This is a genomic window from Methyloversatilis discipulorum (assembly GCF_000385375.1).
Lineage (GTDB): Bacteria > Pseudomonadota > Gammaproteobacteria > Burkholderiales > Rhodocyclaceae > Methyloversatilis > Methyloversatilis discipulorum_A.
This window is the reverse complement of the sequence record NZ_ARVV01000001.1, coordinates 1,738,414-1,752,737: the sequence shown is the minus strand read 5'-3', so window position 1 is coordinate 1,752,737 and position 14,324 is coordinate 1,738,414. Positions and strand designations below refer to the sequence as shown.

General features: G+C 64.6%; 14 protein-coding genes and 1 other RNA gene. 1 reads left to right on the top strand and 14 read right to left on the bottom strand.

Features of this window, described 5'->3' with window-relative positions; all coding sequences use genetic code 11:
- Nucleotides 1-12: 12 nt before the first annotated feature.
- The 14 genes from METRZ18153_RS0108310 to pedF all read right to left on the bottom strand — a co-directional run bounded on the left by METRZ18153_RS0108310 (nt 13) and on the right by pedF (nt 11,791).
- On the bottom strand, nt 13-1,296 hold the full coding sequence (locus tag METRZ18153_RS0108310; RefSeq protein ID WP_020164296.1) for a cytochrome b: 1,284 nt from the start codon (nt 1,294-1,296) through the stop codon (nt 13-15).
- A 4-nt stretch (nt 1,297-1,300) separates the two neighbouring features.
- Nucleotides 1,301-1,909 (bottom strand): ubiquinol-cytochrome c reductase iron-sulfur subunit, encoded by a 609-nt coding sequence (gene petA, locus METRZ18153_RS0108305; protein WP_029143637.1) that lies wholly within the window; start codon nt 1,907-1,909, stop codon nt 1,301-1,303.
- Nucleotides 1,910-2,036: 127 nt separating this feature from the next.
- Entirely contained in the window at nt 2,037-3,248 is a 1,212-nt protein-coding gene (locus METRZ18153_RS0108300; protein WP_020164294.1) for a CaiB/BaiF CoA transferase family protein, read from the bottom strand.
- Nucleotides 3,245-3,838, bottom strand: a complete 594-nt coding sequence (recR, locus tag METRZ18153_RS0108295) for a recombination mediator RecR (protein ID WP_029143636.1) — start codon at nt 3,836-3,838, stop codon at nt 3,245-3,247. Before recR ends, METRZ18153_RS0108300 begins: the two co-directional genes overlap by 4 nt.
- A 19-nt stretch (nt 3,839-3,857) precedes the next feature.
- Nucleotides 3,858-4,181 (bottom strand): YbaB/EbfC family nucleoid-associated protein, encoded by a 324-nt coding sequence (locus tag METRZ18153_RS0108290; RefSeq protein WP_020164292.1) that lies wholly within the window; start codon nt 4,179-4,181, stop codon nt 3,858-3,860.
- Between the two features lie 10 nt (nt 4,182-4,191).
- A complete protein-coding gene (gene dnaX, locus METRZ18153_RS0108285) occupies nt 4,192-5,901 on the bottom strand; it encodes a DNA polymerase III subunit gamma/tau (RefSeq protein WP_020164291.1) in 1,710 nt (569 codons plus the stop codon).
- A gap of 49 nt (nt 5,902-5,950) precedes the next feature.
- An RNA gene (gene ffs / locus METRZ18153_RS20570) (signal recognition particle sRNA small type) lies at nt 5,951-6,049 on the bottom strand.
- A 62-nt stretch (nt 6,050-6,111) separates the two neighbouring features.
- A complete protein-coding gene (locus METRZ18153_RS0108280) occupies nt 6,112-6,420 on the bottom strand; it encodes a hypothetical protein (protein WP_020164290.1) in 309 nt (102 codons plus the stop codon).
- Entirely contained in the window at nt 6,417-6,671 is a 255-nt protein-coding gene (gene thiS / locus METRZ18153_RS0108275) for a sulfur carrier protein ThiS (RefSeq protein WP_020164289.1), read from the bottom strand. The genes METRZ18153_RS0108280 and thiS overlap by 4 nt, the downstream gene beginning before the upstream one ends.
- A 2-nt stretch (nt 6,672-6,673) precedes the next feature.
- Complete coding sequence (locus METRZ18153_RS0108270) at nt 6,674-7,945, bottom strand: NAD(P)/FAD-dependent oxidoreductase (protein ID WP_020164288.1); 1,272 nt, start codon at nt 7,943-7,945, stop codon at nt 6,674-6,676.
- A gap of 63 nt (nt 7,946-8,008) precedes the next feature.
- Complete coding sequence (locus METRZ18153_RS0108265) at nt 8,009-9,856, bottom strand: aldehyde ferredoxin oxidoreductase family protein (protein ID WP_020164287.1); 1,848 nt, start codon at nt 9,854-9,856, stop codon at nt 8,009-8,011.
- An 18-nt stretch (nt 9,857-9,874) separates the two neighbouring features.
- Nucleotides 9,875-10,345, bottom strand: a complete 471-nt coding sequence (locus METRZ18153_RS0108260; RefSeq protein WP_019918660.1) for a 4Fe-4S dicluster domain-containing protein — start codon at nt 10,343-10,345, stop codon at nt 9,875-9,877.
- A 191-nt stretch (nt 10,346-10,536) separates the two neighbouring features.
- Nucleotides 10,537-11,382, bottom strand: a complete 846-nt coding sequence (locus METRZ18153_RS0108255; protein WP_020164285.1) for a substrate-binding periplasmic protein — start codon at nt 11,380-11,382, stop codon at nt 10,537-10,539.
- Nucleotides 11,372-11,791, bottom strand: a complete 420-nt coding sequence (gene pedF / locus METRZ18153_RS0108250) for a cytochrome c-550 PedF (RefSeq protein ID WP_020164284.1) — start codon at nt 11,789-11,791, stop codon at nt 11,372-11,374. Before pedF ends, METRZ18153_RS0108255 begins: the two co-directional genes overlap by 11 nt.
- Nucleotides 11,792-12,047: 256 nt before the next feature.
- Between pedF and METRZ18153_RS0108245 the strand changes: the two genes are divergently transcribed.
- Nucleotides 12,048-14,015, top strand: coding sequence for a sigma-54-dependent Fis family transcriptional regulator (locus tag METRZ18153_RS0108245; protein WP_020164283.1), 1,968 nt, complete (start codon nt 12,048-12,050; stop codon nt 14,013-14,015).
- Nucleotides 14,016-14,324: the final 309 nt, after the last annotated feature.

The window sequence follows — 14,324 nt, the reverse complement described above, 5'->3', positions numbered from 1 at the left end:
GTTCTCTGGCTCTCAGTGACCGGTCACGCGCGCGGGTTCGGGCTTGCACTTGTCGATCGCGGTGTACCAAGGCATCAGCGCGAAGAACAGGAAGTAGATGACCGTGCAGATCTGCGAAACCAGCGTGCCCATCGGCGTCGGCGCCTGCATGCCGAGGTAGCCCAGGATCAGGAAGGCGATCACGAACACCACCAGAGCCGACTTGAAGATCGGGCCCTTGTAGCGGATCGACTTGACCGGCGAGCGGTCCAGCCACGGCAGCGCGAAGAAGACCATGACCGACAGGCCCATGAAGATGACGCCCCACAGCTTCGCATCGACCCAGAAGAAGTTGATCGTGTTGGCACGCAGGATCGAGTAGAACGGCGTGAAGTACCACACCGGCGCGATGTGCGGCGGCGTCTTCATCGGGTCAGCCGGGATGAAGTTGTTGTACTCCAGGAAGTAGCCGCCGAACTCCGGACCGAAGAACACCACGGCCGAGAAGCAGATCAGGAAGACGACGACACCGACGATGTCCTTCACCGTGTAGTAAGGGTGGAAGGGAATGCCGTCCAGCGGGATGCCAGTCTTCGGATCCTTGTTCTTCTTGATCTCGACGCCGTCCGGGTTGTTCGACCCGACTTCGTGCAGCGCGATGATGTGGGCGGCGACGAGGCCGATCAGCACCAGCGGCACGGCGATGACGTGGAAGGAGAAGAAGCGGTTCAGCGTCGCATCACCGATCACGAAGTCACCACGCAGCCAGGTCGACAGATCATTGCCGATCAGCGGGATGGCCGAAAACAGGTTGATGATGACCTGGGCGCCCCAGTACGACATCTGGCCCCACGGCAGCAGGTAGCCCATGAAGGCTTCCGCCATCAGGCACAGGAAGATCAGGCAGCCGAAGATCCACACCAGCTCGCGCGGCTTGCGGTAGGAACCGTAAAGCAGGCCGCGGAACATGTGCAGGTATACGACGACGAAGAACGCCGAGGCGCCGGTCGAGTGCATGTAGCGGATGAGCCAGCCCCACGGCACGTCGCGCATGATGTACTCGACGCTGGCGAAGGCCACCGGCACGCCCGAGGCGTTCAGCGACGCGTCCGGCTTGAAGTGCATGACCAGGAAGATGCCGGTCACGATCTGGATCACCAGCACCAGCAGTGCCAGCGAGCCGAAGAAGTACCAGAAGTTGAAGTTCTTCGGTGCGTAGTACTCCGAAAGGTGTTCCTTCCAGAGCGATGTGAGCGGGAAGCGCTCGTCGATCCAGCCGAGCAGGCCGGTGGTGGTCACTACCTTTTCGCCAGCCATTCGATCAACCCTCCTTGGAATCCTGGCCGACCAGGATGCGCGAGTCAGACAGGAACATGTACGGCGGAACCTTCAGGTTGTCCGGGGCCGGCATGGCCTTGAACACGCGACCGGACAGGTCGAAGGTCGAACCGTGGCACGGACACACGAAGCCGGCGACGTCGCCGAGCTGCGCGTTGGAGCCCGACTCGAAGGGGCCCGACGGCGAACAGCCGAGGTGGGTACAGATGGCGACAACGACCAGCACGTCAGCGTGGTCTTCACGCGAGCGCTGCACGTTGCGTGCGTATTCGGGAGTGAACTCGGAAGGATTGCGCTCCGACTTCGGGTCGGCCAGCTTGTCCTCGATCTTGGCCAGCGCTTCGAGCTGGGTCGGCGTGCGGCGCATGATCCACACCGGCTTGCCTTGCCACTCGACGGTGGTCATTTCACCGGGACCGAGTTTGGAAATGTCCACCTCGACCGGAGCGCCGGCCGCTTTCGCGCGCTCCGAAGGGGAAAGACTGGTGAGAAAAGGCACTGCCACCGCGAGCCCGGCCACACCGCCAGCACAGGCTGTTGCCACGAGCAGATTGCGCCGGCCGCAATCCGCTTTCCGTTCATTGCCACTCATGCTTTATCCCGTCTAGACAATTGATTCTGCACAACCTGCGATTATACCCTCAAGCGGTGCCCCGTTTAAAGCCCTGCTGCACTGCAAACAACGCGGAAGCGGCGAGAGAAGCCGATTTCCGATGATTTCAAAGCGCGCCACGGGCGCGCAGCGCGGCGATGTCACCGGCGCAGTATCCGAGCCCGCCGAGCACTTCATCCGTATGCTCACCCAGCGCCGGACCGATCCAGTCGGTGCGGCCGGGTGTTTCCGACAGGCGCGGCATCGGCGCCGGTGCCTTGAATTCGCGGCCATCCGGCAGGCGCGCGGTTTCAAACACGGCGCGCGCCAGATACTGCGGATCGGACGCAATGTCCTCGATCGAATAGACACGGCTGACCGGCACGTCGGCATCGCCCAGCAGGCGCAGTACTTCGTCGCCGTCGCGCGCGGCAACCCAGGCGTCGATCAGGCCGTAGATTTCGTCGCGACGCGCGTCGCGCCCGGCGTTGTCGGCCAGAGCGGGATCGTCGGCCAGATCGGGCCGCCCGATCGCTATCATCAGCCGCCGGAAGATGGCGTCGCCATTGCCGCCGATGATGATGTGACGGCCGTCGCAGGCGGTATGCGTGTTCGACGGCGTGATGCCGGGCATGATGTTGCCAGTGCGGCCGCGGATGAAACCGAACACGTCGAACTCCGGCAGCATGCTTTCCATCATCGCGAACACCGCTTCGTACAGCGCGACATCGACGGTCTGACCCTGCCCTGCCCCGCGCCCGCCGGTGGCGTCGCGATGGCGCAGCGCCATCAGCGCGCCGATCACCCCCCACAGCGCGGCGATCGAATCGCCGATCGAAATGCCCACCTTGACCGGCGGGCGATCGGGAAAGCCGGTGATGTAGCGCAGCCCGCCCATCGATTCGCCGATGGCCCCGAAACCCGGCTGCTGCGCCATCGGTCCGGTCTGCCCGAAGCCCGACAGGCGCACGATGACCAGCGACGGATTGATGTCCTTCAGCACCGCTTCCGGCAGACCGAGCTTTTCGAGCACGCCCGGGCGGAAGTTTTCGACCAGCACGTCGGCGTCCGCCAGCAGCTTCTTCAGCACCGCGATCGCGTCCGGATGCTTCAGGTTCAGCGTGACCGACTTCTTGTTGCGCGCCTGCACGAACCACCACAACGAAGTGCCTTCGTACAGCAGGCGCCACTTGCGCAGCGGGTCGCCACCGTCTGGCGACTCGACCTTGATCACCTCGGCGCCGAACTCGGCCAGGATGCGCGCGGCGAACGGGCCGGCGATCAGCGTGCCCAGTTCGACCACTTTCAGGCCATCAAGCGGGCGGGCCTGCGTGCTCACGCCGGCCGCCTTTCCGACAGCGCCTGGGCGATGGTGCCGATATCGGTGTGTTCCAGCTCGCCACCGACCGGCAGACCACGGGCGATGCGGCTGACAGCGAGGCCGCGCGCGCGCAGCATCTCGCCGAGGTAATGCGCCGTCGCTTCGCCCTCATTGGTGAAATTGGTCGCCAGGATGACCTCACGCACGGCCGGGTCGGCAGCGCGTTCGAGCAGGCGATCCAGCCGCAGCTCCTTCGGACCGACGCCTTCGAGTGGCGCGATGCGCCCCATCAGGCAGAAATAGAGCCCGGCATAGCTGTGCGTCTGCTCCATCATCAGCATGTCGGCCGGAGTTTCGACCACGCACAGAAGACTGGCATCGCGGCGCGGCGAACTGCAACGCTCGCACACCTCGAGTTCGGTGAAGGTATTGCAGCGCGCGCAGTTGTGCAGCCGCGTCAGCGCATTGCCGAGCGCGCGCGCCAGCTTCTCGGCGCCACCGCGGTCACGCTGCAGCAGATGGAAGGCCATGCGCTGCGCGCTTTTCGGGCCGACCGAAGGCAGGCAGCGCAGCGCGCTGACCAGCTCGTCCAGCACACCTGTACTCATGACGGGCGCAGGACCGGACTCAGAACGGCAGCTTGAAGCCCGGCGGCAGGTTCAGGCCGGACGTGAAGCCGGCCATCTTTTCCTGGGTGGTCGCCTCGACGCGGCGTACCGCGTCGTTGACGGCGGCCGCGAGCAGGTCTTCCAGCATTTCGCGGTCGTCCATCACCGACGGGTCGATGGAAACGCGACGCACGTCGTGCTTGCAGGTCATGATCACCTTGACCATGCCGGCACCCGACTGGCCCTCGACTTCGACGCTGGCCAGCTGCTCCTGCATCTTCTTCATGTTTTCCTGCATCTGCTGGGCCTGCTTCATCAGGCCACCGATGCCACCTTTCATCATGGTGCTGTCCTCAAAGGGGTTTGATCGAGTCTTCGATCAGCCGGGCGCCGAACTGTTCAATCACCTGCTGCACGAAGGGGTCATTCTTCATCGACGCGCACGCCTGTTCATGGCGCGCGCGCTGTTCTGCGTTCAGTCGCTGGGCAACGGTCTGTCCGACCGGGTCACCCTGTTCGAAATGCAGCCGGACATTGACGCCGAGGCGGGTCTGCAGCGCGGCGCGCAACTTGTCCTGGCCGGAAGTGATCAGGTGCGCCATGTCGCGCGAAAGGCGCAGGCGGATCGCCTCGCCTTCGCTGGCCAGCCATTCGCTCTGGTGCGCCAGCTGCTTGCTCAGCGCGGCAACGTCCAGCGTATCGACCAGCGCATGCCAGTCAGCGTTGGTGCGCGGCATCGCTGCTGCGGCCGCGGCGGGCGGCGCGACATTGACCGGCTCGTCCTCCTCCCAAGGCGGCGGTGCCGGATTCGCGTCGGCCAGCGGCGCCGGCACGGCGGGCGACGGCGTTTCTCGCGGCAACGGCGCGGCGACCGGTGCCTCGGCAGCGGGGGGCGGCACCGGCGCGCTGGTGCGCGCGACACGGTTGGGCGCCTGCAGCGCGGCGCTCTGGCCGCGCGGCGTGATGCCCAGCGCCGGCGGCGTCTCCGGACGGAAGGCCAGCAGGCGCAGCAGGGTCATCGAGAACCCGGTGACTTCGTCCGGCGCCAGCGCCAGATCGTTGCAGCCCTGGACGACGATCTGGTAGGCCAGCTGCACCGATTCGGCGTCCATCGCCGCAGCGTAGGGTTCGAGCCGCGCCTTCTCACCTTCATCAGTGATCGCGTCCGGCACTTTCTGCGCCACTGCCACACGGTGCAGCAGCACGGCCAGTTCGCGCAGCGCCTGGTCAAAATCGACGCTGCGCGCGCGCATCTGGGCAGTCAGCGTCATCAGCGCGGCACCGTCCCCGGCGAGCAGCGCGTCGAGAATGAGGTAGAGGTGTTCGTCGCCCACCGTGCCCAGCATGTCGAGCACGTCCTGCTCGACCAGTCGGCCGGCACCGTGCGCAATGGCCTGATCGAGCAGCGACAGCGCGTCGCGCATCGAACCGGCGGCGCCCTTGGCGATCGGCCGCAGTGCGGCCGGTTCGTATTCGACACCTTCGGCGTCGAGCACGCCCGACAGATGACGCACGATGGCGTCGGGCGGCATCTGCTTCAGGTTGAACTGCAGGCAGCGGCTCAGCACGGTCACCGGAATCTTCTGCGGATCGGTGGTCGCGAGGATGAACTTCACGTGCTCCGGCGGCTCTTCGAGCGTCTTCAGCATCGCGTTGAAGGCGTGGCCGGTCAGCATGTGGACTTCGTCGATCATGTAGACCTTGTAACGCCCGCGCGCCGGTGCGTAGGCCGCCTTTTCGAGCAGCGCGGCCATGTCGTCTACGCTGCGATTCGACGCGGCATCCATTTCAACGTAGTCGACGAAACGGCCGGCATCGATTTCGGTGCAGGCGGCGCAGGTGCCGCAGGGCTTTGCCGTAATCCCGGTTTCGCAGTTCAGGCTCTTGGCCAGGATGCGCGAGATCGTCGTCTTGCCGACGCCGCGGGTGCCGGTGAACAGGTAGGCGTGATGCAGGCGTTGCTGTTCGAGCGCGTGCGTCAGCGCGCGCACGACGTGATCCTGACCGACCAGGGTTTCGAAACTGCGGGGACGCCACTTGCGCGCAAGAACCTGATAAGTCATCTGGACGCTGGCGTAAGAGGACGGCTGTGCGGACTGCAGAAAAGGGAGGGGTGGCGAGCCTGACCCCCGGCACTCGTGGTGAGCAGCTATGGCTGCTTCCTTCCGGACCTGACCAGGTTCACCGCGCCACGATGCGGGGAGACCCGCCACGCCGAATATTAACCCGGGAGGCCCCCTCTCGACCAGCCCGACCTGAAATTCTGGCCGGACTCAGCCGCCGCCGCGCTGGAAATGCCGGTCGAAGCGCGCCATGAAGGCGGCCATGAAATCGACATCGCGAACCGTGAAGTCGATCTGCACCCGCAGGCGAGGCAGGCTCAGCAGCGCGATGTGAAGCGCCGGCAGCACCTCGGCGGATACCGTCCAGCCACGGCCGCTCACGCTGTCACCGCGATGGACGATGGGCAGTTCGACCGCGCCGGGCAGCATCTGGAAGAACTCTTCGCGCCCTATGCTCATCACGCGCACGACCTGGCCGGCGGCGATCTCTTCCGGTTTCAGTGGAAAGGCGGCGCTCATCCGCCCGCCACCGGCGGCCAGATGGCAAGTATGTCGTTATCGACCAGCGCGCGCGCATCGCGGCTGGCGGGAGGAATGAAATGACCGTTCACGAGAACCAGATGGACGAGCCGTGCAGGAAGCTGATGGCGCGCGATCATATCGCCAACCGTCGTTCCTTCGGGCACGTCCATCGGCCACTCGTTGGTGCGCTTCGCCTCGTCCGGCAGGAAATCGGACAGCGAGGCGTACAACTTCAGCGTTACCCGCATCTTCAGTGCAGCGCTTCGGCCAGCGGCGGCGCGCTCTGCGCCTGGGCCATCGACAGATAGGCCTCCATCACGCGCAGCGGGTCGTGCATCAGGCGCTGCTTCCAGCTGCCCAGCGGCGTTCGGGTCTGGATCAGGCCGCGCAGCACGCCGACGTGGTCGGTGAGGCCGATCGAGGTCGCGCCGACCAGCACGTCGTCCTTGAACTGCAGACTGATGTAACGGAAGCGCTCTTCGTCGATCAGCTCGACCGAATCGCCGCCCTCGGCACCCCACCACTGTCCGAACGAAGCCGAGATCAGGCCCAGCGTGTCGAGCACGTTGATCGCCATCGTGCCTTGCGAGCGCGTGTTGCGTCCCACCATGTTCATCGCCGCGACTCGGCCCTGGTCGACCGCATTCGGCTGGATCGCATTGACCAGACGCTCGCCAGTCGAGAAATCAACCGCCTCGGCCACGTCGCCGGCGGCAAATACGCCCGGGATGTTGGTTTCGCAGCGTTCGTCGATCAGGATGCCGGTCGCGCAGGCGATGCCGCTGCCCTGCAGGAAGGCCACGTTAGGCTTCACGCCAGCCGACGCGATGATGAGGTCGGCCACCACTTCGGTGCCGTCACCCAGCGTGGCAATCAGCTCGTCGCCGTTCTGGCGGATCGAAGTGACGCGCGCGCTGGTGTGCACATTGACGCCCTTCTGCTTGACCCAGCGCGCGATCATGCCGCCCGCCTTGGACGTCATCATGCGCGGCACCATGCGGTCGCCCATTTCGACGATGTCCAGCTTCACGCCGCGCGACGCGAGCGCTTCCATGATGATGCAGCCGATGAAACCGGCGCCGATCTGCAGCACCCGAGCGCCCTTCTTCGCCTTGGCCGCAATGTGGCGCGCGTCGTCCAGCGTCCAGCAGCTGTGAACGTTCGGTGAGTCAATGCCCGGCACCGGCAGCTTGAGCGGATGCGAACCGGTACAGATGAGCAGGCGGTCGTAGGCGAAGGAGCTGCCGTCCTCCATATGAACGACGCGACCGGCGGTGTCCACCGCCTTCGCGCGCCCGAGCACTTCCTTGATATTCAACGACGCGAAATGGCCATCGGTCTTGCGCAGCCATGTGCCCTTTTCCTGGATGTTGCCAACCAGCAGGTAGGGAATGGCCATGCGCGAATACGGCGGCTCGGGTTCGTCTCCGATCATGACGATGTCGGCATTGCGATCCGCACGGCGGATCGCTTCGGCGGCGACCACGCCGGCCGGACCGTTGCCGATGATGACGTGCTTCATGAGTGATGCTCCTGAAATGCAGCGCGCCCCGGAGGGCGCGCTGTGTTCATGCGACGACTTCGATCAGAGACCCAGGCGGGCAACCGTCTCCGCCGTCGGGCGGCCTTCGGTGTCCCAGCCGCGCAGTTCGTAGTACTCGGGAATCATCTTGTCGATGCCCGACACCAGGCCCTTGGCCGGACCGACCTTGGCGGCTTCGTTCTTCAGGCGCGGCGGCAGATCGTCGTCCTTGCGGGTGAAGCCGGCTGCGTTGTTGAACTGACGCTCCATATTCCAGATGCGCTCGCCCATCAGGTCCAGCTTTTCCATCGACCAGTCGCCTTCGCAGGCAGCCTGCAGTTGCGGCTGGATGTCCGACAGCGCCCAGGCGAAGGTCGTGAACACGCACAGGCCGGACGAATCGACCACTGCGGTGGCGTCCTGGAAGGCCTTGACCAGTGCCGGCTTGCCTTCGGTGGTGTGCGGATCGGTCTTGACCGGGATGCCCAGCACTTCCGACGAGATGGTGTACGAACGCAGGTGGCAGGCACCGCGGTTCGAGGTCGCGTAGGTCAGGCCCATGCCCTGCACGCCACGCGCGTCGTAGGCCGGGAATTCCTGGCCCTTGACCGACATCGACAGTTCGGGATGACCGTACTTTTCACACAGGCGCTTCGAGCCGAGACCGACGATCTTGCCGAAACCTTCACCACGGGCCGTCTGTTCGGCCAGGAAGGTAAGCGCGCGGGCCGAGCCGAACGGCGCCTCGATGCCGATCTCCTCCTTGGTCAGCACACCCATTTCGTACAGTTCCATCACCGCACCGATGGTGGCGCCGAAGGAAATCGGATCGAAGCCGTCTTCATTGCACAGCATGTTGGCGTACTGCAGCGCCTCGATGTCATCGACACCGTTGGCACAGCCGAGCGACCACGCCGCTTCGTACTCCAGACCGCCGGAGGCGCCCCAGTACTTCGGGCTGTTCACCACGGTGTAGTGGGTCTGGTCGATCTTCGAAATGCGGCCGCAAGCGATGGTGCAGCCGAAGCAACCCTGGTTGTTCACCAGTTGCGCCTTGCCGTCGGACTCGCGCGGCTCGTGCATCGCCTCAGCGGAAATCTTGCGCGCACCCTCGAACTGCACGTCCTTGTGGTTGCGCGTCGGCATGGCGCCGATCTCGTTGATCACGTTCATCAGCACCTGGGTGCCATAGGTCGGCAGGCCCTGACCGGTGACCGCATTCTCCTTGAGGATCTTCTTCTTCTCGTAGGTGACCTTCATGAACTCCTTCGGGTTGGCAAGATTGCCGACGCCGAGGGTGCCACGCACCACGAGTGCCTTCAGGTTCTTCGAACCGGCGACCGCGCCGACGCCGGAACGGCCGGCTGCGCGGTGCAGGTCATTGACGATGGCGGCGTACAGCACGCCGGCTTCGCCGGTGCGGCCAATACAGGAAACGCGTACCTGCGGATCCTGGTGAGCGGCCTTGATCGTCTCTTCGGTTTCCCAGACGGTCTTGCCCCACAGATGGGACGCGTCGCGGATTTCGACCTTGTCGTTCTCGATCGACAGGTAGACCGGGCTCGAAGCGCGGCCTTCGATGATGACCATGTCCCAGCCGGCGAACTTCAGCTCGGCGCCGAAGTAACCGCCGGAATTCGAACAGGCGATGGCGCCCGTCAGCGGGCCCTTGGTGACGACCGAGTAGCGGCCGCCGGTCGAGGCCATGGTGCCGGTCAGCGGACCGGTCGCCCAGATGATCTTGTTGTCCGGCGACAGCGGATCGACCTTGGGATCGATCTCCGACACCAGATACTTCGTTGCCAGACCACGCTGGCCGAGATAGTCCTGAGCCCACTGCATGTTCAGGGGCTCGCTCTTGCAGGTGCGGTCGGTCAGGTTAACGCGCAGGATTTTGCGGGTCCATGCCATTTTGTGTTCCTCCGAAAATCAGGCGGGCTGGTTGCCGAGCTTGTCGGCCCACTGGCGCATGCGGTCCAGACCGGTCCAGTTGGCGTCCACATAGGTGATGGCACCGGTCGGACAGGCTTCCGCACAGGCCGGGTTGCCGCCGCACAGATCGCACTTCTGCACCTTGCCGGTCTCGGCCACGTAATTCACGGTGCCGAACGGACAGGCGATCGTGCACACCTTGCAGCCCACGCACACGTCTTCGAACACGACCTTGGCGCCGTTGGTCTTGTCGAGCTTGATCGCCTCGACCGGACAGGCGTGCATGCACCAGGCTTCATCGCACTGCGTACAGGTATAGGGAACCTTGGCGCCCGTATGGTGGAAGTCGAACACCTTGATGCGCGACAGCGAGTTGTTGAATACACCGTAGTTCTCGAACGAACAGGCCATTTCGCATTGCAGGCAGCTGGTGCATTTCGAGGGATCGATGTGTAGGGACTTCTGCATATTGATTCGCTCCTCCACGTTCTGGGCGTGACACGGTTCGCAGGGTGATTTTGGCGGGAAAGCCGCCCCGCTATGAAAAACACTTCACATTTTAGCGCTCGGAATTTGGCGCCTGTGCGCTTCCGCCGTCTCAATAAATCCTTATTTGCGAGACAGGTGTCCAGGTGTCCATAAACTGGACACCTGAACACTCAGGGTGCACGCCACTTGATATTGTGTCGCGCCATGATGCGCTCGATTTCGCCGTCGGCGACCAGCGCATTCATCGCCTCCATGATGGCCCGACCAAGCTGCTGTTCGCCCTTGCGGATGGCGATGCCGACAGGCCACTGGCGGGTATTGAGCAGTGCGATCGGTGCCGGGCCGACCGGGAAATTCGCGTCACCGGCGACCGCCCCTTCAAGCTCGCCCTGCAGCGCCATCACCCCGGCAACCTCGCCGGAGCGCAGCGCAGCCATCGCCTCAGTCAGCGTCTTGTAATGCTTGAGCTGACTGCGATAACGCCCGCCGTCGGCCGACAGCATCAGCGAATCGGGCAGCGTATCGACCACCACGCCACAGGGCAGCTTTTCGAACGGCGCCATCGTTTCGAGGTTGTCGACGCGGCGCCTGTCGTAGGCGATGGCATAGCGCTCACGGTGATACGGCGCGAGGAATTCCACCTTGTCCTGACGGGCCATGTACTCGCGGTCGACCGGCGCGTGCATCATCATGTCGGCCGGGCCGTAGCCCATGTAGTGGCCCTTCCAGACCATGTTGCGCAGGTCGTCGCCCATGTTCTCGTCGGCGTCGAAGAACATCGGCGACATCTTCAGTCCCATGCGTGCCGCCAGCGCGGCGGCGATATCGACGTCGGAACCCTTGCCCTCATTCGAGAACGGCGCGAAGTCCTTGTAAAAGGCAACGCGCAGCAGACCGGACTTCTTCACGCCGGCCCAGACCTCGTCGCCCTCCGCCCACGCGGGCAGCCCGGTCAATGCCAGGCCGGCGCCGGCGAGCAGCAGGCGGCGGCGCTGAGCCCCAATATCAGTCTTCATGACGGGTTTCGATGTAGGCACGGATGGCCCACATGGCTTCCTGCGACAGCGCTTCCTCGAACGGCGGCATGTAGACGGCGCCGTTGCGCACGCGGCCGCGGCGCACGGTGTTGAGGAAATAGTCGTCGGTTTCGGCATCGATCGGGAGCATGCGCAGATCCGGGGCGATACCGCCACTGACTGCTTCCAGACCGTGGCAGCGCGCACAGTTCTGGTTGTAGGCGGAACTGCCGATGCGGATCGCTTCCTTGTCGCCGCGGTAGGGGTTCTCTTTGCGCCACTCGGCGCCCAGCGCCTTCAGCGTGCTGACATCGACGGCCTGCGGTACGACGTCGCCGTGAGCTTCGACACGCATCGTGGTCATGCTGCCCAGTGCGATCAGCGCGGTGACGATGGCCGTCGTCTTCAAAGTTGCGGCTCCTGCTTTCATAACTCCTCCGTAGATGTTCACATGCTGCAAGTCAGCTTGCGGGTGTGCCCGTTTGCACGAATCGTGCCAAGTTCGGCTTCACTTTGAGACAGGTGTAGCGCAGCGAAGCGAATCACGCTATAAAGCTTCGACAGTCCGGTGGGACGATGGCGCAGGCACGAGCTGCCGCCAACCCGCCGGAGGCGAGAGCCGGTACAACCGGCCGTGCATCCCGGAAACGGGCTCGGAGGAGACCATGGAATCAAGCCCCGCCGACATCGCGCGCAGCGAACAGGCACACGAAATCATGCGCAGCGCCGGCGAAGTGCCGGCAGGCGTCCTGCCAGCACTGATCGAAACATCGTGGAGCCGCTGCATCAGCCACGGCCTCGACGCCGACAAGAACAGTCGCGAAGTCGAAAGAGCCCGCCGCGACCTGCTGCTGACCGAACGCGAGCGCAACGAGTCGCTGCTCAAGCACGCGGCGCCGGTGATGAACGGCCTGTACGCGCAGATCGCCCGCTCGGGCAGCATGATCGTGCTGACCAATGCCTCGGGTTTCATCATCCATTCGGTTGGCGACCAGACCTTCCTCGACCGCGCATCCAAGGTCGCGCTTTCGCCCGGCGTCGAATGGTCGGAGGAAAGCAAGGGCACCAACGCCATCGGTACCGCGCTGGTGGAAAAGGTGCCAGTGTCGGTGCACGGCTCGCAGCACTTCTTCTCGGCCAACCACTTCCTCACCTGTTCGGCCTCGCCCATCTTCGACCCGTGCAGCCGCATGCTCGGCGTGCTTGACGTCACCGGTGACTCGCGCAATCCGTCGCATCACAGCCTGGCGCTGATCAATCTGGCGGTGCAGACCATCGAGAACCAGATGTTCGCGCACGCCTTCCCGGACGGTTTCCTGCTGCACTGTCATGTCCAGCAGGAGCTGATAGGCACGGTGTTCGAGGCGCTGCTCGCCTTCGACCAGGATGGTCGCGTACTGTCCGCCAACCGCAGCGCCTGTCGGCTGATTGGCCGCAGCCACGCCGAGCTGCTGACGCACACCTTCAGTTCGATGTTCGACAAGCCGCTGGGTGCGCTGTACGACCCGCTGCTGCGCGGCACCGACATGCTCGAACTGCGTCTGTTCGGCGGCCGCACGCTGTTCGGTCGCCCGCAAGCGGGCAATCAAAGCCGTCCGCCGGCCCGTGTGATCAGCATGGACGTGCAGCGTCCGGAATCCGGTCAGTCGGTCAGTCGGGTGCAGATCGCCAAGGACCGCGGACTGGCTCGGCTCAGCACCGGCGATGCGCAGATGGATGCAGTGGTCGAAAAGGTTCGCCGCGTGCTCGGGCGGGACATCCCGGTACTGATCCAGGGCGAGACCGGCACCGGCAAGGAACTGCTGGCACGCGCCATTCACGACGAAGGGCCGCGTCGCGACCAGACCTTCGTCGCTGTGAACTGCGCCGCCATCCCCGACGGCCTGATCGAGTCGGAGCTGTTCGGCTACGAGGAGGGCGCATTCACCGGAGCGCGTCGCAAGGGCTACCCCGGCCGCATCATGCAGGCGGACGGCGGCACTCTGTTCCTCGACGAGATCGGCGACATGCCGCTGGCACTGCAGGCGCGCCTGCTGCGTGTGCTGCAGGAACGTACCGTGGTGCCGCTGGGCAGCGGCCGCGCAACCCCGGTCGATCTGTCCATCATCTGTGCAACCCACCGCAAGCTGCGCGACCTGGTCGCCCAAGGGAGCTTCCGCGCCGACCTCTACTACCGGCTCAACGGTCTGACCGTGATGCTGCCGCCGCTGCGCGAGCGCAGCGATCTGCGCGCTCTGGTGCATCGCATTCTCGCCAGCGAGGAATCCATTCCGCAGGGGCTGCGCATTGACGACGAAGTGGTCGCGCTGTTCGAACGCCATCCCTGGCCGGGCAATATGCGCCAGCTGGCGAATCTGTTGCGCACCGCCGGCGTGATGGCCGCTGACGATGGCTGCATCCGCAAGACTCACCTCCCGGACGACTTCATCGATGAGCTGGGCGGAGCGCCGACGTTCGCCCCGAGCGAACCCGAGTTCCGTGCAGTCACCACCCAGGCACCGTGCGACCTGGACAGCCTCACGCTGCGCGCAATACGCGAGTCGCTGTCGCGCAACGAAGGAAACGTGGCCGCCACGGCGCGCGAGCTGGGCATCAGCCGGACCACGCTCTATCGCAAGCTGAAGGAAGGCTGATCAGGCTCCGGCCGCCGCACTGCCAGGGCGGCAGCCACGGAACTGAACACTTCGTACAGTAACGTTCCACCTGTACAGCGGGCGGGAATCGCTCCCGCGCATCCCTTGGCACCCGTTTCGGACAGGCAAAAAAATGGCCGGCTTGGGTAAGCCGGCCAAAGAGCCATGTCTAACTGAAGAGAACAACACCACCCCGAAACTGCCTGTAACGGAACGGATACGGCCGCGAAACCGGGGATGGATCACACCACCGGAAGCGGGCTCGGCCTGAAGTTCCAGTACGTCGCTCCAGTCCGCCGCGACCTGCCC

Bases quoted from the DNA above. Each gene is read 5' to 3' on its own strand.
- dnaX (WP_020164291.1), bottom strand. From the start codon at position 5,901: ATGACTTATCAGGTTCTTGCGCGCAAGTGGCGTCCCCGCAGTTTCGAA.
- METRZ18153_RS0108265 (WP_020164287.1), bottom strand. From the start codon at position 9,856: ATGGCATGGACCCGCAAAATCCTGCGCGTTAACCTGACCGACCGCACC.
- METRZ18153_RS0108310 (WP_020164296.1), bottom strand. From the start codon at position 1,296: ATGGCTGGCGAAAAGGTAGTGACCACCACCGGCCTGCTCGGCTGGATC.
- petA (WP_029143637.1), bottom strand. From the start codon at position 1,909: ATGAGTGGCAATGAACGGAAAGCGGATTGCGGCCGGCGCAATCTGCTC.
- METRZ18153_RS0108290 (WP_020164292.1), bottom strand. From the start codon at position 4,181: ATGATGAAAGGTGGCATCGGTGGCCTGATGAAGCAGGCCCAGCAGATG.
- METRZ18153_RS0108260 (WP_019918660.1), bottom strand. From the start codon at position 10,345: ATGCAGAAGTCCCTACACATCGATCCCTCGAAATGCACCAGCTGCCTG.
- thiS (WP_020164289.1), bottom strand. From the start codon at position 6,671: ATGCGGGTAACGCTGAAGTTGTACGCCTCGCTGTCCGATTTCCTGCCG.
- METRZ18153_RS0108245 (WP_020164283.1), top strand. From the start codon at position 12,048: ATGGAATCAAGCCCCGCCGACATCGCGCGCAGCGAACAGGCACACGAA.
- METRZ18153_RS0108280 (WP_020164290.1), bottom strand. From the start codon at position 6,420: ATGAGCGCCGCCTTTCCACTGAAACCGGAAGAGATCGCCGCCGGCCAG.
- recR (WP_029143636.1), bottom strand. From the start codon at position 3,838: ATGAGTACAGGTGTGCTGGACGAGCTGGTCAGCGCGCTGCGCTGCCTG.
- METRZ18153_RS0108270 (WP_020164288.1), bottom strand. From the start codon at position 7,945: ATGAAGCACGTCATCATCGGCAACGGTCCGGCCGGCGTGGTCGCCGCC.
- METRZ18153_RS0108255 (WP_020164285.1), bottom strand. From the start codon at position 11,382: ATGAAGACTGATATTGGGGCTCAGCGCCGCCGCCTGCTGCTCGCCGGC.